Source organism: Synechococcus sp. Minos11, from assembly GCF_014279855.1.
Lineage (GTDB): Bacteria > Cyanobacteriota > Cyanobacteriia > PCC-6307 > Cyanobiaceae > RCC307.
Genome location: NZ_CP047953.1, coordinates 1,867,615 through 1,883,784 on the forward strand (window position 1 = coordinate 1,867,615; position 16,170 = coordinate 1,883,784).

At 62.9% G+C, this 16,170-nt stretch carries 23 protein-coding genes and 1 tRNA gene; 17 read left to right on the top strand and 7 right to left on the bottom strand.

Annotation, left to right across the window (positions count from 1 at the left end):
* Positions 1-48 precede the first annotated feature (48 nt).
* The gene (crtD, locus tag SynMINOS11_RS10575) at positions 49-1,533 is read left to right on the top strand and encodes a C-3',4' desaturase CrtD (RefSeq protein WP_186548435.1); all 1,485 of its coding nucleotides are present in this window, start codon (positions 49-51) and stop codon (positions 1,531-1,533) included.
* Here crtD and SynMINOS11_RS10580 read toward each other — a convergent pair.
* Positions 1,506-2,372, bottom strand: a complete 867-nt coding sequence (locus SynMINOS11_RS10580; RefSeq protein WP_186548437.1) for a prephenate/arogenate dehydrogenase — start codon at positions 2,370-2,372, stop codon at positions 1,506-1,508. The two genes, crtD and SynMINOS11_RS10580, sit on opposite strands and share 28 nt — an antisense overlap.
* Before the next feature lie 56 nt (positions 2,373-2,428).
* Here SynMINOS11_RS10580 and SynMINOS11_RS10585 point away from each other — a divergent pair, with 56 nt between their 5' ends.
* The 3 genes from SynMINOS11_RS10585 (at position 2,429) to SynMINOS11_RS10595 (ending at position 4,557) form a co-directional block, all read left to right on the top strand.
* The gene (locus tag SynMINOS11_RS10585; RefSeq protein ID WP_186548439.1) at positions 2,429-3,874 is read left to right on the top strand and encodes a helicase; all 1,446 of its coding nucleotides are present in this window, start codon (positions 2,429-2,431) and stop codon (positions 3,872-3,874) included.
* Between the two features lie 9 nt (positions 3,875-3,883).
* The gene (locus tag SynMINOS11_RS10590) at positions 3,884-4,126 is read left to right on the top strand and encodes a DUF2839 domain-containing protein (RefSeq protein WP_011936523.1); all 243 of its coding nucleotides are present in this window, start codon (positions 3,884-3,886) and stop codon (positions 4,124-4,126) included.
* Positions 4,127-4,227: 101 nt separating this feature from the next.
* Positions 4,228-4,557: a DUF1815 family protein gene (locus SynMINOS11_RS10595; RefSeq protein ID WP_011936524.1), complete on the top strand. Its 330-nt coding sequence runs from the start codon at positions 4,228-4,230 to the stop codon at positions 4,555-4,557.
* A 5-nt stretch (positions 4,558-4,562) separates the two neighbouring features.
* On the opposite strand, the gene recA is transcribed toward SynMINOS11_RS10595, so the two are convergent.
* From recA to SynMINOS11_RS10625, 6 genes are all read right to left on the bottom strand, one after another.
* Positions 4,563-5,684: a recombinase RecA gene (gene recA, locus SynMINOS11_RS10600; protein ID WP_011936525.1), complete on the bottom strand. Its 1,122-nt coding sequence runs from the start codon at positions 5,682-5,684 to the stop codon at positions 4,563-4,565.
* Positions 5,685-5,810: 126 nt separating this feature from the next.
* Complete coding sequence (locus SynMINOS11_RS10605) at positions 5,811-6,581, bottom strand: HAD family hydrolase (RefSeq protein ID WP_255445400.1); 771 nt, start codon at positions 6,579-6,581, stop codon at positions 5,811-5,813.
* A gap of 15 nt (positions 6,582-6,596) precedes the next feature.
* Positions 6,597-6,668, bottom strand: a tRNA-Gln gene (locus SynMINOS11_RS10610).
* Positions 6,669-6,730: 62 nt separating this feature from the next.
* Complete coding sequence (locus SynMINOS11_RS10615) at positions 6,731-8,143, bottom strand: AAA family ATPase (protein ID WP_186548440.1); 1,413 nt, start codon at positions 8,141-8,143, stop codon at positions 6,731-6,733.
* A 29-nt stretch (positions 8,144-8,172) separates the two neighbouring features.
* Positions 8,173-9,195, bottom strand: a complete 1,023-nt coding sequence (locus SynMINOS11_RS10620) for a Light dependent period protein LdpA domain-containing protein (protein WP_186548442.1) — start codon at positions 9,193-9,195, stop codon at positions 8,173-8,175.
* Positions 9,185-9,646: an NAD(P)H-quinone oxidoreductase subunit N gene (locus SynMINOS11_RS10625; protein ID WP_186548444.1), complete on the bottom strand. Its 462-nt coding sequence runs from the start codon at positions 9,644-9,646 to the stop codon at positions 9,185-9,187. The genes SynMINOS11_RS10620 and SynMINOS11_RS10625 overlap by 11 nt, the downstream gene beginning before the upstream one ends.
* Before the next feature lie 353 nt (positions 9,647-9,999).
* Between SynMINOS11_RS10625 and rplC the strand changes: the two genes are divergently transcribed.
* The 13 genes from rplC (at position 10,000) to rplE (ending at position 16,158) form a co-directional block, all read left to right on the top strand.
* On the top strand, positions 10,000-10,647 hold the full coding sequence (gene rplC, locus SynMINOS11_RS10630) for a 50S ribosomal protein L3 (protein ID WP_011936530.1): 648 nt from the start codon (positions 10,000-10,002) through the stop codon (positions 10,645-10,647).
* A 14-nt stretch (positions 10,648-10,661) separates the two neighbouring features.
* Complete coding sequence (gene rplD, locus SynMINOS11_RS10635; protein WP_011936531.1) at positions 10,662-11,294, top strand: 50S ribosomal protein L4; 633 nt, start codon at positions 10,662-10,664, stop codon at positions 11,292-11,294.
* A complete protein-coding gene (locus SynMINOS11_RS10640) occupies positions 11,287-11,589 on the top strand; it encodes a 50S ribosomal protein L23 (RefSeq protein WP_186548448.1) in 303 nt (100 codons plus the stop codon). The genes rplD and SynMINOS11_RS10640 overlap by 8 nt, the downstream gene beginning before the upstream one ends.
* Positions 11,590-11,601: 12 nt before the next feature.
* A complete protein-coding gene (rplB, locus tag SynMINOS11_RS10645; protein ID WP_011936533.1) occupies positions 11,602-12,465 on the top strand; it encodes a 50S ribosomal protein L2 in 864 nt (287 codons plus the stop codon).
* Positions 12,466-12,500: 35 nt separating this feature from the next.
* Positions 12,501-12,776 carry a 30S ribosomal protein S19 gene (rpsS, locus tag SynMINOS11_RS10650; RefSeq protein ID WP_011936534.1) on the top strand — a complete coding sequence of 92 codons (276 nt, stop codon included), beginning with the start codon at positions 12,501-12,503 and terminating at the stop codon, positions 12,774-12,776.
* A 1-nt stretch (position 12,777) separates the two neighbouring features.
* A complete protein-coding gene (gene rplV, locus SynMINOS11_RS10655) occupies positions 12,778-13,134 on the top strand; it encodes a 50S ribosomal protein L22 (RefSeq protein WP_011936535.1) in 357 nt (118 codons plus the stop codon).
* A 6-nt stretch (positions 13,135-13,140) separates the two neighbouring features.
* Complete coding sequence (rpsC, locus tag SynMINOS11_RS10660; RefSeq protein WP_011936536.1) at positions 13,141-13,869, top strand: 30S ribosomal protein S3; 729 nt, start codon at positions 13,141-13,143, stop codon at positions 13,867-13,869.
* 14 nt (positions 13,870-13,883) lie between these two features.
* Entirely contained in the window at positions 13,884-14,348 is a 465-nt protein-coding gene (rplP, locus tag SynMINOS11_RS10665) for a 50S ribosomal protein L16 (protein WP_011936537.1), read from the top strand.
* Positions 14,349-14,351: 3 nt separating this feature from the next.
* Positions 14,352-14,567: a 50S ribosomal protein L29 gene (gene rpmC, locus SynMINOS11_RS10670; protein WP_011936538.1), complete on the top strand. Its 216-nt coding sequence runs from the start codon at positions 14,352-14,354 to the stop codon at positions 14,565-14,567.
* Positions 14,568-14,581: 14 nt separating this feature from the next.
* Positions 14,582-14,833 (top strand): 30S ribosomal protein S17, encoded by a 252-nt coding sequence (gene rpsQ, locus SynMINOS11_RS10675; RefSeq protein WP_011936539.1) that lies wholly within the window; start codon positions 14,582-14,584, stop codon positions 14,831-14,833.
* Positions 14,834-14,845: 12 nt separating this feature from the next.
* Entirely contained in the window at positions 14,846-15,211 is a 366-nt protein-coding gene (gene rplN, locus SynMINOS11_RS10680) for a 50S ribosomal protein L14 (RefSeq protein ID WP_011936540.1), read from the top strand.
* A 31-nt stretch (positions 15,212-15,242) separates the two neighbouring features.
* Positions 15,243-15,554, top strand: a complete 312-nt coding sequence (gene rplX, locus SynMINOS11_RS10685; RefSeq protein ID WP_370586203.1) for a 50S ribosomal protein L24 — start codon at positions 15,243-15,245, stop codon at positions 15,552-15,554.
* A 64-nt stretch (positions 15,555-15,618) separates the two neighbouring features.
* Entirely contained in the window at positions 15,619-16,158 is a 540-nt protein-coding gene (gene rplE / locus SynMINOS11_RS10690) for a 50S ribosomal protein L5 (protein WP_011936542.1), read from the top strand.
* The last annotated feature ends 12 nt before the right edge of the window (positions 16,159-16,170 follow it).

The window sequence follows — 16,170 nt, forward strand, 5'->3', positions numbered from 1 at the left end:
AGACTGTGCTGCAGCAAGCCTGGCGGAACGACCCTGAGCTCAACAGATGTGGTGGTGTTAGGGGCCGGAATCGCCGGCCTGACCGCGGCAGCGCTGCTGGCCCGTCAGGGCTGTGACGTGGTGCTGCTGGAAGCCCACCACCAAAGCGGTGGCTGCGCCGGCACTTTTCAGCGTGGCCCTTACACCTTTGATGCCGGAGCCACCCAGGTGGCTGGCTTCGAGCCAGGCGGCAGCCATCAACGCCTGTTTGCCGAACTAGGGGTACCGCTGCCGCAGGCCACACCCCTTGACCCCGGCTGCGTGGTGGATCTCGCCGATGGGCACCAGCCCGTTCGAATTTGGAGAGATCCAGAACGTTGGCGGCAGGAACGCGAGCAACAATTCCCAGGCAGTGAGCGCTTCTGGCAGCTATGCCAGCGATTGCACACCAGCAACTGGGCCTTCGCTGCGCGACGTCCGGTGCTCCCGCCTCGCAACGGCTGGGATCTCAACCAGCTGCTGGGAGCCATCGGCCCCGGCAATGTGCTCAGCGGGCTGCTCACTGCAGCCACGGTGGCCGACCTCTTGCGGCTCTGCGGCTGCAGCGGCCCTAGGCACCAGCGGCTGCGTCGGTTTTTGGATCTGCAGCTGAAGCTCTATTCCCAAGAGCCGGCCGATCGCACCGCAGCGCTCTACGGGGTCACGGTGCTGGCGATGGTGCAGGAGCCCCTCGGGCTTTGGCACTTGCACGGCTCAATGCAAGCGCTCAGCAACAGCCTGGAAAGAGCGCTGCACCAAGCCGGCGGTGAGCTGCGCCTGCGGCATCGGGTGGAGACGCTGCAAGCCTCCAACGACGGCTGGCAGGTGCAGGGGATAGGGCCCAAGGGGCAGAACTTTTCTATCGGGGCTACCGATGTGGTGTGCAGCCTGCCGCCCCAAAGCTTGCCCAACTTGCTGGGCGATCAAATGCCAACAGGACTGCAGCGGCGGGTGGAAGGGCTAGGTGATCCCTCCGGAGCCTTGGTGCTCTATGGCGCAGTGGCGCGCGATGCCCTGCCCGCTGACTGCCCATCACACCTGCAATTGGATTGGCAACAGCCCGGCTCACTGTTCATCTCCATCAGCCAAGAGGGCGATGGCCGCGCTCCAGCAGGGCAAGCAACGGTGATCGCCAGCGTGTTCACTAGCGCCAAATGCTGGTTTGAGCTTGAGCCTGCGGCCTACACAACAGCCAAAGCCGAAGCCCAACAGGGCATTGAGGCAGGTCTGAAACAACTGCTCGGCCTTCAAGACAGTCACTGGCTGCACCGCGAGCTGGCCACACCGCGAGGATTTGCGCGCTGGACAGGCCGCCCCTTTGGCTTCGTTGGCGGCATCGGTCAGGCACCGGATCGCTTTGGCCCCTTCGGCCTGGCGAGCCGCAGCCCCTTAGCCGGGCTCTGGCTCTGCGGTGATGCGATCTATCCCGGCGAAGGAACCGCTGGGGTGAGCCTCTCAGCGGAGATGGCAGTGCGTCAGTTGCTCGCTCAAAGGAACGAGGGCCGAACGGCTTGAGCCGAGGCCAACGCCTGCTGTAACCCAGTCCAGTCCTGCCCCTCCACCTGCTCAGCCAAGTGGTGCAACGCCTTGCTGTAGGCAGCCAAGGCCTGCTGAACAGCCTCCCGGTTGCAGCGAGCCATCAGGCTGCCGAGCTCAGGATTGCCCCCACCGATGCGGGTGGTGTCGGCAAAGCCAGATGAGGCCAATGCTTGCAGCAGTCCCTGGGGCTCGGCTGCCGCGGCGCTCTGCAACAGGGCCGCACTCACCAAGACCGGCATGTGCGAAATGAAGGCCACCGCCCGGTCGTGATCTGCCGGATCGCACTCGAAGACGGTGCTTCCCAGGTCTTGGCCAAGCGCGCGGGCCATCTCCAGATCAGCGGTGCTCTCCTGCCCACTGGGGGTGATCACCCAGGGGCGCCCCTGAAACAACCCAGCCACACCAGCCTCAACACCCGCTTCGGCGGTGCCAGCCATGGGATGACAACCCACAAACCTTGGCAACTGGGGCTGCCAGGCAGCCAGCACCGGCTGCTTCACCGAACCGGTATCGAGCACCAACGCTTCTGGTGGGAGCGCCTGCAGCAGGGCCGCCTTTGGCTCCACCAACTGATTGAGCGGCAACGCCAACAACACCAAACCGCAACCGTTCAGGCAGCTCAAATCACTGGAGGCCTCATCCACCAAGCACCGTTCCAAGGCACGCTCCACCGTGCTCTGGCGATGGGCCACGCCCACCACCCGATGGCCGCGCTGCCGCAGGTCCAATCCCAACGAGCCACCAATCAGCCCGAGGCCAACCACGCCAATGGCTTGACCAGCCAGACAGTCGGCCAACGACCTTGCAGTTGTCATCAAGCACACCTCCAGCTCAGATCAGCTTCCTACGATCCGGCAACCCACAGTGGCGGATGCAGGAAGCCCAGGCCCACCACAAGCTCAAGCAGCTGCTGGGCAGCCGGGCTGGCTCCGGGTGGCCGCATGGGCTGACGCTGACTCGCCTGGTCGCCCGCAGCCTGCGGCGCTCTGACCACAGCCTCTTCCCGATTCGCGAAGGGCAACGCAGCGAGTGGATGCTGAGCCTGCTGCTGCCAGCGGTCCTGAGCGAAGCGCCCATCGCCCTGGTGGCCAGCGAACCACTGCAACGCCGGCTGCTGCAGCACGAACTACCGCTGCTCCGCAGTGCCGGCTTGGTGCGTCCCCTCTGGCAAGGCACAACAACTCCCGCAAGTCCCTGCCTCTGGATGCTCTCGCCAGGGGATCTCGTGCAGGTGTGGCAAAGCAACCAGCTCGGCGAGCACCAGCTGCTGTGCGCAGAAGCAGAACAACTCGAAGAATTGCTGGGCGACGGGCAAGCGGTCCGCATCGAGCCAGAGCACTGGGATCAACTCTCCGCCAGCCAGCCACCCTTGCGCGAAGCCTTGGTTCAACTGCATGAGCGCCTCAGCCGGCAACTGCTCAACCGGCCCCTGGCACGGCAGCCCAAACTCGCCATCAGCCGTGAGCAGGAAGCCCCCTTGCGCTTGCTGCTGCAAGGCCGAACCGATCTCCCCGGGCCCTGGCAACGCTGGCTTGATTGCGGCGATCAGAGCTGGACCAGCTGGGCGATCCCCGATGCAGGGCAACTGCGCTGGAGCTTGGTGCGCCAACCCCTTCAGCCATTGCAAAGTCTCCACGGCGTGCTCGAGCAGCGCGGTGCCGTCCTGGCTGGCAGCTGGGCACCCGAAGGGGTTCGTCTCGATGCGTTAGGCCTCGACGACCCTGTGGTGATCAGCCTGGGGGACGCCCAACGGGAGGAGGCACTGCCGCTATTTGCCCCACGCCAACAACCCTTCCCCAACAGCGCCGAATACGCCGGCCACCTGCTCGATCAATGCCGTCGGCTGGTCTTAGGGCAGGGGGGCTTAAGCATTGTGGTGATCGACGACAACCCGCTACGGCAATGGCTCACCAGCGCCTTAGCAGCGGAATTTGGAAGGCGTGTGGACCATGAGCAGACGGCGCCAGAGAGCAATGGGGTGGTCGTCTGCCGCTGGCAGTGGTGGCTGCAAAACCATGAGCAACTTCCAGTGCCATGCCAGTTGGTGGTGGGATCGCTGCCGATAGCGAGCCTGGAAGACCCACTCACCGCAGCCAGGGTGGAAGCCCTGCGCCGCGCCGGCCGCGATTGGTTCCGCGAATGGTTATTGCCCGATGCCTGTGATCGCTTGCAGCGAAGCGTTGCGCCCTTACGCGGCCAGCAACCTCAGCCTCGTCTCGCCATCCTCGATGGCCGATTGCGGAGCCGAAGCTGGGGGCAACAGCTGCTCAGCGCTCTTGAGCCCTGGGAGCGGCTCGAACAACTGAGACCCGATTAGCCTGGTTCTATGGGAGAAGCCAAACGTCGCGCTCAGCAGGGGTTGCCGCCGCGGGAGCCCAAACGCGAGAGCCCCAAAGACACCTCACCTCGCATCGTCAGCTGGTTTCCGCTGACTCGAAACCAGGCCAATCAGTTCGTCAAAGTCACCACCCGCGGCGCCTGGGTGGGCATTGGAGTCCTGGTGGTGTTCTGGATTGTGCTGCGCTTCATTGGCCCTGCAGCGGGCTGGTGGACCCTCGCTGACGGCTAACCCAATCCGTCAGCGCTCGCTAACAAGGCCCGAACCGGTAGGTATTTACACCTCCCTGAAAGGGAAGCAAACCTTAGAATCTGACAAATAGTCTTAATCCTGTGTTCCTGCGACTGGCTGCCCAGTACCAAGACCTGGTCAAGGATTTGGTGCTTACCCTCGAAGCCTTAGCCGAGGGCCTGAAACAGCAAGGCGTCGCCGCGAGCTGTTACAGCTGCGGCACCGACGGAAGCCACGGCGCTTCATTCGTCGCCGACATGACTGACGGCCATGCCGTTCGGTTTTTAGTGACTGGCCTCGGCATCTCCTGGGTTGAAATGCGCAATGGCGTTGAGCTGGTGAAGCTTGAAGGCGCTGAAGCGATCCAAGAGCTGGATCGCCTCAGCTGCCACCTGCGCAGCCTTCAGCGCAGCGAGGCCGTCGAAGCCTGATCAGCTCAGCTGGCTTCGGCTAAGGGCTTGGGAGCCTCGGCCGGACGCTCAGCTCCCTCCTTGCGCTTGGCGCCAACCGCCGCCAGGGGCTTCATCGAATTGGCTGTCACATCAGCGCCAGCAGTGAGCTTTTGGCGGGTGAGCTGCTCGATCTCTTGGCAGGCCTCGGGGTTTTGCTCAAGCCAAGTGATGGTGTTGTCGCGGCCCTGGCCAACGTTGTCGCCGTTGTAGCTGTACCAAGCACCTTTACGGACGACCACACCGGTTTCCTCAGCGAGATCCAACAGGCATCCCAAGGTGCTGATGCCACGGCCGAACAGGATGTCGAATTCGGCGATGCGGAAGGGTGGTGCCACCTTGTTTTTGGCCACCTTGACCTTGGCCCGAATGCCGTACTCCTCCGTGGCGCGCTTGAGGGTCTGAATGCGACGGATATCGAGACGCACCGAGGCATAGAACTTCAGCGCATTGCCACCGGTGGTGGTTTCTGGATTGCCGTAGGTGACGCCGATCTTGAGCCTGAGCTGGTTGAGGAAGATCACTGTGCAACCGGACTTGCCGATGTTGCCGGTGATCTTGCGCATCGCCTGGCTCATCAAACGGGCCTGAGCGCCGACAGCCAGATCACCCATCTCCCCTTCAATCTCAGCGCGAGGGGTCAACGCCGCAACCGAGTCGACAACCACGAGATCGACAGCCGCTGAACGCACCAGCTGGTCAACGATCTCGAGGGCCATTTCGCCGGTGTCGGGCTGAGACACCAGCAGGTTCTCGATATCCACCCCCAACGAGGCGGCATAGACAGGATCGAGCGCGTGCTCAGCATCCACAAAGGCCGCCACGCCACCACTCCTTTGCACTTCAGCAATGGCATGCAGGGTGAGGGTGGTTTTACCGGAGCTTTCCGGGCCGTAAATCTCAACGACACGGCCTTTGGGGTAACCACCGCCCAGGGCGAGATCCAAGGTGAGCGCACCGGTGGAGATGGTTTCAACCCGCATACGGGAGGCATCCCCCAAACGCATGATCGAACCCTTACCGAAGTTGCGCTCGATCTGATTCAGCACCAGACCCAGGGCCTTTTCACGCTCAGCAGCGGGAGCTTGGTTGGACTTGGGATCGGCCATGGAGAAAACGGATTAGCAGCGGTTAAAGAAGACGCCGAAGACGGAATTACCGGGCATCGTGCGATGACAAAAAGCAAGATGCCACGATCGTCGCCCGGTGTTTCGATCGGCGGTGCGCCAGAGAAATTAGTTCGCTTGTACTATAGCGGCTGCGGGCCATTGCGCCAGGGGTTGGTCCAGCACCTCGGGCTCGAACAGCTTGATGCCAGAAGGCAAATCCTGATCATCACCAGGGCGGAGATACCCCCAGGTGACCAGCAAGCAGTGCACGGCATCCAGCGCTGGCAGCGCACGCACAGCCTCCAAGGTCAAACGCCTGTCCTCCAAAAAGCGCCACGGGCCGTGAGCCGAAGCCTGGGCCAGGAGGCGCTGCAAGACCTCGGGCTTGGGGCCGTCCTCACGGCCATAGATCACCTGGGGATGCAACTGATGACTGCTGAGCAATTCGGTCGTAAAACCAGCACTTTTGGTGGTGAGCACCCCCCAAGGCACGCCGGCAGCGTCAAAACGTTGCAACGCCTTCAGCATCCAGGGATAGGGGCGGTGCAGCGCCAGCCAGGCTTGACGATCACTGGCAATGGCCTGCTGGCGAACAGCATCCAAGGCCTCTGTGAGCTGATGCTCAGACCAGGCCAACTGCTGCAGGCTGGCGGCCAACGCCGCGGCGTAATCCATGTGGAACGCCGCTAGGGGCTGGCCATGACCAGCGATGACAGCGGCCAGCAGCGGCATCTCCCAGCCGTGGTGCACCTGGGGACGCAGTTGGCGAAACGCCTCAGGGACCTCCTGAGGCAACGGCACGCCAGCGGGCAGCAACTGAGCGGCAGCCCTGCGGGCCGACCACCAGTACTCCTCCATGCCATCGACAATGACGCCGTCGAAATCCGAGATCAGCACTGGGATCTAAAAAAACTGGGCCGCTAGGATTCGAACCTAGGAATGGCGGGACCAAAACCCGCTGCCTTACCACTTGGCGACGGCCCATCGATACGCGCGCGGCCATGGCTCGCGCGAGCTCTTATCTAGCCACAACGACCCGCCAAACGTCAAACACCCTGGGCGATTTCAGCTTCTCCATGACGGCGCAGCAAGCGCTCCAAAGCGCGCTGCACCTGGGGAAGGCTGTCGGCTTTGATCACATGGATCGGCACAGCACCATCGCGGGCACGCTTGCGCAGCTCGGGATGGCGGCCCAATTGATGGCGGCCCGCCAAAACAGCATCAGCGCGCAGCAATTCATCGGTGAGCTGAACAGGCCAGCGGCGCGTGCGCGCTGCCTGCAACACCAGGCGCGGCGCGATGCCGCAGCAGAACACCCGCAGCGGGCGTTCAAGCGCCGTGGCTGGGGCCGGCAGCGGAACCACTGGAGCGGCCAACGGCGGACGTTTGGGCGCGCCACGCCTTGGTCCCTGCAAGATCGGCCGTTCCACCACCAGAACACCATCAGGCCCCACTGAGCGCACCTCTGGGGCCGATGACTGGCCCCGCAAGAGCTGATCCACCGTGGCCGCTACATCGCCATGGACCATCCAGCGGCTGCGGCTGTGCATCTCAACCGCCAAGGGGAACGTGGGCTCAGCAGCCCTTTCCAGCACGGCCTTTTGACTGCCGCGGCGCCGGGCTTCGTCGTCGCCAAGGGTGACGGCCTGCACACCGCCAACCAGATCACTCAAGGTGGGATTGCGCACCAAATTGGCGAGGGCATTGCCATGGGCTGTTGCCACCAACTGAACTCCGCGCTCAGCGATGGTTCGGGCGGCCTGCGCCTCCTGCTCAGTGCCGATTTCATCGATCACGATGACCTCGGGCATGTGGTTTTCCACCGCCTCGATCATCACGCGGTGTTGCAGCTGCGGCCGGGCCACCTGCAGGCGCCTGGCCCGGCCAATGGCCGGATGCGGGATGTCTCCATCGCCAGCTATTTCATTGCTGGTGTCGATCACCATCACGCGACGGCCTAAGTCGTCGGCTAATACCCGGGCGATCTCACGCAAGGCCGTGGTCTTACCAACCCCTGGCCGGCCTAGCAGCAGCAGGGATTCACCCGTATCCAGCAGATCTCGCACCATGGCCACGGTGCCAAAAACAGCCCGCCCAACCCGGCAGGTCAGCCCGATCACACAACCGGAGCGATTGCGCACAGCACTGATGCGATGCAGGGTGCGCTCAATGCCAGCGCGGTTGTCGCCCCCGAAAGGACCCAGCCGTTCAATGACCCCTTGCAAGTCATCACTGCTGACGGGCTGATCCCCCAGATCGTCGGTGCGGTCGGCATAACGGGCAGCCGGCAAACGGCCTAGATCCAGCACCACCTCCAGCAAGTCAGCCCGGCGCTCGGGCGCCGCCAAACAGACCTGTAAACGTTCCGGCAGCAGCACCAACAAGCGATCCAAATCGTCGGTGATGCATTGCTCACTGACGGTGATCGACGGATGCAGGGGTGGAACCTTCTCCAACAAGGTGCAACATCCATCTCCCTGTCTGGGTTCTAGCAGTTTCTGACCAGCTCAGGGCGGCAGAAGAGGCTCTGCAACTGCGCCAGGGCCTGACCCCACAAATCAGGGCAAGCGCGCAACGCCTGGCCACGGGCTTGCGCCTGCTGCAACAGCGGTTGGATCAGCTTGCGTGCGCTGCCGCCATAGGCAATCCCAGCCACCGCATCAGCCAAACCCTCACGCTCCAAGCGACGCCTGCTGTCGTGATTGGTGCCACCAGCGAGCTGCAGGGGGCCAGGCGGCAACTGGCCCCGGCGCCGCTGTAGCAGGTTGACGGCCGCCTGGGCGGTGCCAGCGCCAATATCTCCACTCATGGGGCGGCCATCGAGCTGCCAAAGCCAGGGCCAGCGGCAGCCCTGGAGCAGCTGATGCAATTGCCAAAGATGGTGCGGCATGGCATCGCCAGGGCCCTCAGGGCAGCTCACCGAGAGCAGCTGAAGGGCCACACCGCTGAGCTCAATTTGCTGCAGGCGCTCAGCAAAGTCACTGGCCCGGCCTGGGTGGGTGTGCAGCTCAATCGCATCGGGCTGCAACTGCCGCAACAACGCGGGCAATGCTTGCGGAGCTAGGGCCATGCTGCGCTCCTCAATCAACCCCAGGGGGCAAACCGGCAAACAGCGGCCGCAGCCATAACAACGCTCGGCCAAGACGGGCCCCTGAGCGGGAATCGCCAGCGGCGGGCAGACCTTGGCGCATGGCCGGGGGCAGTCAGCTGGGCAGCGGCTGGGATCAAACCAGGCCTTACGAAAATGGGGGTCCTCGCCATCACTCAGGCTCACCATCAACCAGGGCCGAGATGGGCGCCCGTGTTGCTGGGCCCAATCCATGCCACGGCGCACCGCCGCAACCACAGCCGCATCGGCTGCCACATCGAGGCAATCCGCTCCAGCCAGGGCCGCCAATGCGGCCAAATCCTCGAGCGCAGCCAGATCGTGATTGCTGGCACCGCCAATCCATTTGACCCAACGGCCAGCGGCGAGAGCGTGCCGCGGCCCGTCAGGCTGGTTAGGCCGCAAGCGCAGCTCTCAGCGGTTTCCAGCGCAAGCTGCGGCTACCGCCGAGTTCCACAACCATGTGAAGGCGGGGCTCACGCTCACAGAGGGCCAACAGGCTGGCTTGCTCCGCGGAGGAGAGCACCTGTCCTTCAAGCATCCAGAGCACAACCGGCGCACCACTGGCCAAGGCGGGGCCGAGCTGGGGCATCACCAGCTGCACCTCTCCAACGGCGGCATCACGACCAACACAGTGGTGTCCTAGATGGGGTGGCCGCACACCATGAAGCCCGAGCAAAAACGCTTCGGGGTCTCCCAGCCCACGGGCTGATGTCAGCTCTGTGCGATAGCCAGCAGCGCGCAGCCGGCGCAGCAAGCGTGTCTCAGCTCCGCCCTCCAATGGGGCGTAAACCGCCAAGGCCCGTTCGCGCTCGAGGTCCCGGCGGAAAGCGCGACCGGTGAGCAGCAGGGGCATGAAGCAAGGTCGGCAGATTCTGCAAAGTTTGGCAGGAACGGCGCCCAGGGTCCCAGTGAAGGGTGATGGGTTAGGGTCGTTGCTTGTGCATTTATTGCTGTGCCCGACCGTCAGCCGGGCCTCCAGCGGAAATGCCGGGAGTCATCACGGTTGATGACTTCTCCTTTGGCCAGTGCCGCGACTCGCTACGGCGAGGTGCTGCCGGGAAACTAGCGCTGCTCAGTCCACACGACCAGCGGTGATCAGTCCCAGCCAAACCTGAACGGAACACTCGTTGTTTCGCTTCAGTCATCCGCCCCCAGTTGGCCTTGTGCTGCTGCGGGGTTGTCCAGCTGGCGTCTTTCCCCTCCCCAATGTCCATCGGCATTCTCGGGAAGAAATTGGGTATGTCCCAATTCTTCGACGACGAGGGCAGGGCCGTTCCGGTCACCGTGATCGAAGCGGGCCCTTGCCGCATCACTCAAGTCAAAACTCCTACCAACGACGGCTACAGCGCCGTTCAGGTGGGTTTTGGCGACGTGCGCGAAAAGCTCGTTAATCAACCCGCCAAGGGTCACCTCAAGAAGTCAGGTGAAGACCTGCTTCGCCACCTCAAGGAGTACCGCGTCGATTCCACCGACGGCGTCGAGCTCGGCAGCAGCGTCACCGTTGATGCCTTTGAGCCCGGCCAGAAAGTGGATGTCAGCGGCGACACCATGGGTCGTGGTTTTTCGGGTTACCAAAAGCGTCACGGCTTCAGCCGCGGTCCTATGACCCACGGCTCTAAGAACCACCGCGAACCCGGTTCGACCGGCGCCGGCACCACCCCCGGCCGCATTTACCCCGGTAAGCGCATGGCTGGTCGTTATGGCGGCACCAAAACCACGGTCAAAGGCCTGGTGGTGCTGAAGGTCGACAGCGAGCGCAATCTGCTCGTGGTGAAAGGGTCCGTGCCCGGCAAACCGGGGGCCCTATTGAGCATTCGCCCCGCGGTGCGGGTCGGTGCCAAGGCCACGGCTTGAGGAGGGACTGAACCATGAATTGCGTCATCCAAGACTGGCAAGGCAAAGAGGCAGGCAAGGCCTCCCTCGATCTGAAAGTGGCCAAGGAAACTTCGGCTGCTGATCTCATCCATCGCGCCGTGGTGCGGCAGTTGGCGAACGCCCGTCAGGGCACCGCCAGCACGCTGACTCGCTCCGAGGTGCGCGGTGGTGGCCGCAAGCCGTACAAGCAGAAAGGCACCGGCCGGGCCCGTCAGGGTTCGATCCGCACACCCCTGCGTCCCGGCGGCGGCATCGTTTTCGGTCCCAAGCCCCGCTCCTATGAGCTGGACATGAACCGCAAAGAGCGCCGTCTAGCCCTGCGCACGGCTCTGATGAGCCGTAGCGAGGACATGGTGGTGGTGAAGGCCTTTGGCGACAAGCTCGCCAAGCCCAAAACCAAGGAGGTGCTGTCCGCCCTTGAGCGCTGGGGGGTTCCCGCTGGCAGCAAGGTTCTGATGGTGCTCGCTGACATCAGCGACAACGTCAGGCTTTCGGTCCGCAACCTGCCGCAGCTCAAGCTGATCGCTGCCGACCAGCTCAATGTTTTCGATCTGCTCAACGCCCAAAAGTTGGTGGTGAGTGAAGACGCTCTCACCAAGATCCAGGAGGTGTACGGCAATGGCTGAGCGTTTCAGCTCTCGCCTGGCGGATGTAATCCGCAGGCCCCTGATCACCGAGAAGGCCACCCGAGCCCTCGAGCTGAATCAGTACACCTTTGAGGTGGACCCTCGGGCTGCCAAGCCCGACATCAAGGCCGCCGTTGAGCATCTGTTCGACGTCAAGGTCATTGGGGTTAGCACCATGAATCCGCCCCGGCGCACCCGCCGAGTCGGTCGCTTTGCCGGACGCCGCTCCCAGGTCAAAAAGGCCGTGGTGCGTCTTGCCGAAGGCAACAGCATCCAGCTTTTCCCTGAGTCGTAAGGAGCGTTAGTCATGGGAATTCGTAGCTTCCGCCCTTACACCCCCGGCACTCGCACCCGGGTGGTCAGCGACTTCAGTGAAGTCACCCGGCGCAAGCCGGAACGCAGCCTTGTGGTGGCCAAGCACCGCCGCAAGGGACGCAACAACCGCGGTGTAATCACCTGCCGCCACCGTGGTGGTGGCCACAAGCGGCTCTACCGGATCGTTGATTTCCGTCGCGACAAGCACGGTGTGGTCGCCCGCGTGGCTGCCATCCAGTACGACCCGCATCGCAATGCGCGGCTGGCGCTGCTCTATTACACCGACGGCGAAAAGCGCTACATCCTTCATCCCGCCGGCGTGCAGGTGGGACAGGAAGTGGTGGCTGGCCCTGAGGCCCCCATCGAGGTGGGAAATGCACTGCCTCTTTCAGCGATTCCGCTGGGTTCAGCCGTTCACAACGTTGAGCTCTATGCCGGACGCGGCGGCCAAATGGTTCGCACCGCTGGTGCCAGCGCTCAGGTGATGGCGAAAGAGGGGGACTACGTCGCTCTCAAGCTGCCCTCCACCGAGGTTCGCCTGGTACGCCGCGAGTGCTACGCCACTCTCGGCGAAGTGGGCAACTCAGAGGTCCGCAACACCAGCCTGGGTAAGGCTGGTCGCAAACGCTGGCTGGGTCGCCGCCCCGAGGTGCGCGGCAGCGTGATGAACCCCTGCGATCACCCCCATGGTGGTGGTGAGGGTCGCGCTCCCATCGGCCGCTCTGGTCCTGTGACTCCCTGGGGCAAACCCGCCCTGGGCCTCAAGACCCGCAAGCGCAACAAGCCCAGCAACAAGTTCGTCCTCCGCAAGCGTCGCAAGACCTCCAAGCGGAGCCGTGGCGGACGGGATTCCTGATGAACCAACACCTCTTGCTGATCGCTTAAACCGCCATGGGACGCTCACTCAAAAAAGGACCTTTCGTCGCCGACAGCCTCCTCCGCAAGGTGGAGAAGCTGAACGCAGCCGGCGAAAAGCCCGTGATCAAGACCTGGTCTCGGGCCTCCACCATCCTGCCGATGATGATCGGCCACACCATTGCCGTACACAACGGCAAGGCCCACGTTCCGGTCTTTGTGACCGAGCAAATGGTGGGCCACAAGCTCGGGGAGTTCGCGCCAACTCGCACCTTCAAGGGCCACATCAAAGACAAGAAAGGAGGACGCTGAGATGGCTACCACCGCATCCCCCCAGGCCCTGGCCCATGGCCGCTTCGTTCGCGGCTCGGTCTCGAAGGTTCGCCGGGTGCTCGATCAGATCCGAGGTCGCAGCTATCGCGACGCGCTGATCATGCTCGAGTTCATGCCCTACCGCTCCACAGGGCCGATCACCAAGGTTCTGCGCTCAGCTGTTGCCAACGCCGAGCACAACATGGGACTCGATCCCAGCAACCTGGTGGTCTCCATGGCCAGCGCAGACATGGGACCAACCATGAAGCGCTACCGCCCTCGCGCTCAGGGCCGTGCCTACCAGATCAAAAAGCAAACCTGTCACATCTCCATTGGTGTGACTCCCCAAGACGCTTAACGACCGATGGGACACAAAATCAACCCGACCGGCCTGCGCCTGGGGATCACCCAGGAACACCGCTCCCGCTGGTACGCCCCCGCCCGGACCTATCCAACCCTGCTTCAAGAGGACGAACGGATCCGGAAGTTCGTCAACAAGAAGTACGCCTCCGCTGGCATCAGCAGTGTGCTGATCGCCCGCAAGGCTGACCAGCTCGAGGTCGAGCTCAAAACCGCCCGTCCTGGCGTCCTCGTTGGCCGTCAAGGATCAGGCATCGAAGAGCTTCGCGCCGGTATCCAAAAGACCCTTGGCGACAAGAGCCGCCAAGTCCGCATCAACGTTGTTGAGGTGGAACGGGTCGATGCCGATGCCTTCCTGCTGGCCGAGTACATCGCCCAGCAACTGGAAAAGCGCGTGGCGTTCCGCCGCGTCATTCGCATGGCGGTTCAGCGGGCCCAACGGGCCGGCGTTCTGGGTCTCAAGATCCAGGTGGGCGGTCGCCTCAACGGCGCCGAAATCGCCCGGACGGAATGGACCCGCGAGGGTCGCGTACCGCTCCATACCCTGCGTGCCGACATTGATTACGCCACCAAAGTGGCCAGCACCACCTACGGGGTGCTGGGCATCAAGGTCTGGGTCTTCAAAGGTGAGGTACTGCCGGGCCAGAAGCAGCAACCCCCCGTGGGCGCTGCGCCCCGTCGTCGGGCCAGCCGACGACCCCAAGAGTTCGAAGATCGCTCCAACGAGGAGTGAGGGAGATCTGAACCATGCTTAGTCCACGTCGCGTCAAATTCCGCAAACAACAGCGAGGTCGCATGCGCGGCATCGCCACCCGGGGCAACACCATTGCCTTCGGCACGTTTGCCCTGCAGGCCCAGGAATGTGGCTGGATCACCTCCCGCCAGATCGAGGCCAGCCGCCGAGCCATGACCCGTTACACCAAGCGGGGAGGAAAGATCTGGATCCGGATCTTTCCCGACAAGCCCGTCACCATGCGGGCTGCCGAAACCCGCATGGGTTCCGGTAAAGGCAACCCGGAGTTCTGGGTCGCGGTGATCAAGCCAGGTCGCATCCTGTTTGAAATCGGCGGTCCCGAAATCACTGAGGAGCTGGCCAAAGAGGCCATGCGTCTGGCCCAGTACAAACTGCCGGTCAAGACGAAATTCCTCGTCAAAGAAGAGCAGGAGGCCGCTGTCGAGGCCACCGCGCAAACCGCAGCAGTGGAGTCCTGACCCATGGCCCTTCCTGACATCGCTGAAACCCGCAAGCTCAGCGACACCGAGATCAATGAACAGATCAGCGGCACCCGCCGCGAACTGTTCGATCTGCGTTTTCAGCAGGCCACCAGCCGGCTGGAGAACCCGCACCGCTTCCGTCATGCCCGCGTCAAGCTGGCCCAGCTGCTGACGGTGCAACAGGAGCGCGAGCGCTCCGCCGCCCCCGCTAACTGACCCTAGGAATCACCATGGCAGTCAAAGAAAGGGTCGGCACCGTCGTCAGCGACAAGATGGAAAAAACAGTGGTGGTGGCGGTTGAAAACCGCTTCCCTCACCCCATCTACAAGAAGACGGTTAGCCGCACCACCCGTTACAAGGTCCACGACGAGGACAACCGTTGCCAAGTTGGCGACCGGGTCCGAATCACTGAGACCCGTCCTCTGAGTCGCAGCAAGCGCTGGGCAGTGGCCGAAATCATGACCACCAAGAGTGGGAGCTGAGGAGATCACACCATGATTCAGCAGGAAACCTTCCTCAACGTTGCCGACAACAGCGGCGCCAAGCGCATCCAGTGCATCCGCGTCCTCGGCACCAATCGTCGTTATGCCCATGTCGGCGACGTGATTGTGGCGACCGTCAAAGACGCCATGCCCAACATGGGCGTCAAGAAATCGGACATCGTCAAAGCTGTTGTGGTGCGCACGAAGCACACCATGCGGCGCGAAACCGGCAATGCCATTCGCTTCGATGACAACGCCGCCGTGATCATCAACGACGACAAAAATCCCCGCGGCACTCGGGTCTTCGGCCCGGTTGCCCGTGAGCTGCGCGAGCGCAGCTTCACCAAGATCGTGTCCCTCGCTCCGGAGGTGATCTGAAATGGCTACCGCTTCACCCACCCGCACCAAGATGCGGATTCGTAAGGGCGACACCGTTCAGGTGATCGCTGGCAAAGACAAGGGCAAGACCGGCGAAGTGCTGCGCACCCTGCCCTGGGAAAACCGTGTTGTGGTGCAGGGCGTCAACCTGCGCACCCGCCACGTCAAGCCCGCCCAAGAAGGCGAGAGCGGCCGCATCGTCACCGAAGAAGCATCACTGCATGCCTCCAACGTGATGGTGTACTCCACCGACAAAAAGGTGGCCAGCCGCGTTGAAATCGTTGTCGACAAAGACGGCAACAAAAAGCGCAAGCTCAAAAAAACAGGTGAATTGCTCGACTGAGCCCAATCACTCTGTTCACCCCCGTTTCTGACACCGACCAGAAACACTTCCCCCAACCCCCGCCATGTCACTCAAAAAGCGCTACCGGGAAGCGATCCAGCCAAAGCTGCTGAAGGATCTCAACTTCTCCAACCTGCACCAGGTTCCCAAGGTGGTGAAAGTCACCGTGAACCGTGGTCTTGGTGAAGCTGCCCAGAACGCCAAGTCTCTAGAAGCTTCCGTTGAAGAGATCGCCACCATCACTGGCCAAAAGCCCGTGGTGACCCGAGCCAAAAAGGCCATCGCCGGCTTCAAGATCCGCCAAGGGATGCCAATCGGCGTTGCCGTGACCCTGCGCGGGGACCGGATGTATGCCTTCCTCGAGCGCCTGATCAACCTCGCCCTGCCTCGTATCCGCGACTTCCGCGGTGTGAGCGAGAAGAGCTTTGACGGCCGCGGGAACTACACCCTGGGGGTTCGCGAACAAATCATCTTCCCCGAGATTTCCTTCGACAAAATCGACGCCATCCGGGGCATGGACATCACCATCGTGACCACCGCCCGTAACGACGAAGAGGGGCAAGCCCTGCTTCGCGAGATGGGGATGCCGTTCCGCAACAACTGATCGCTCACGTTC

Bases quoted from the DNA above. Each gene is read 5' to 3' on its own strand.
- recA (WP_011936525.1), bottom strand. From the start codon at position 5,684: ATGGCCGATCCCAAGTCCAACCAAGCTCCCGCTGCTGAGCGTGAAAAG.
- rpsC (WP_011936536.1), top strand. From the start codon at position 13,141: ATGGGACACAAAATCAACCCGACCGGCCTGCGCCTGGGGATCACCCAG.
- rplD (WP_011936531.1), top strand. From the start codon at position 10,662: ATGAATTGCGTCATCCAAGACTGGCAAGGCAAAGAGGCAGGCAAGGCC.
- SynMINOS11_RS10580 (WP_186548437.1), bottom strand. From the start codon at position 2,372: ATGACAACTGCAAGGTCGTTGGCCGACTGTCTGGCTGGTCAAGCCATT.
- rplX (WP_370586203.1), top strand. From the start codon at position 15,243: ATGCGGATTCGTAAGGGCGACACCGTTCAGGTGATCGCTGGCAAAGAC.
- SynMINOS11_RS10585 (WP_186548439.1), top strand. From the start codon at position 2,429: ATGCAGGAAGCCCAGGCCCACCACAAGCTCAAGCAGCTGCTGGGCAGC.
- rpsQ (WP_011936539.1), top strand. From the start codon at position 14,582: ATGGCAGTCAAAGAAAGGGTCGGCACCGTCGTCAGCGACAAGATGGAA.
- rplP (WP_011936537.1), top strand. From the start codon at position 13,884: ATGCTTAGTCCACGTCGCGTCAAATTCCGCAAACAACAGCGAGGTCGC.
- rplV (WP_011936535.1), top strand. From the start codon at position 12,778: ATGGCTACCACCGCATCCCCCCAGGCCCTGGCCCATGGCCGCTTCGTT.
- SynMINOS11_RS10640 (WP_186548448.1), top strand. From the start codon at position 11,287: ATGGCTGAGCGTTTCAGCTCTCGCCTGGCGGATGTAATCCGCAGGCCC.
- rplC (WP_011936530.1), top strand. From the start codon at position 10,000: ATGTCCATCGGCATTCTCGGGAAGAAATTGGGTATGTCCCAATTCTTC.
- SynMINOS11_RS10625 (WP_186548444.1), bottom strand. From the start codon at position 9,646: ATGCCCCTGCTGCTCACCGGTCGCGCTTTCCGCCGGGACCTCGAGCGC.
- rpmC (WP_011936538.1), top strand. From the start codon at position 14,352: ATGGCCCTTCCTGACATCGCTGAAACCCGCAAGCTCAGCGACACCGAG.
- rplN (WP_011936540.1), top strand. From the start codon at position 14,846: ATGATTCAGCAGGAAACCTTCCTCAACGTTGCCGACAACAGCGGCGCC.
- rplE (WP_011936542.1), top strand. From the start codon at position 15,619: ATGTCACTCAAAAAGCGCTACCGGGAAGCGATCCAGCCAAAGCTGCTG.
- SynMINOS11_RS10590 (WP_011936523.1), top strand. From the start codon at position 3,884: ATGGGAGAAGCCAAACGTCGCGCTCAGCAGGGGTTGCCGCCGCGGGAG.
- rpsS (WP_011936534.1), top strand. From the start codon at position 12,501: ATGGGACGCTCACTCAAAAAAGGACCTTTCGTCGCCGACAGCCTCCTC.
- rplB (WP_011936533.1), top strand. From the start codon at position 11,602: ATGGGAATTCGTAGCTTCCGCCCTTACACCCCCGGCACTCGCACCCGG.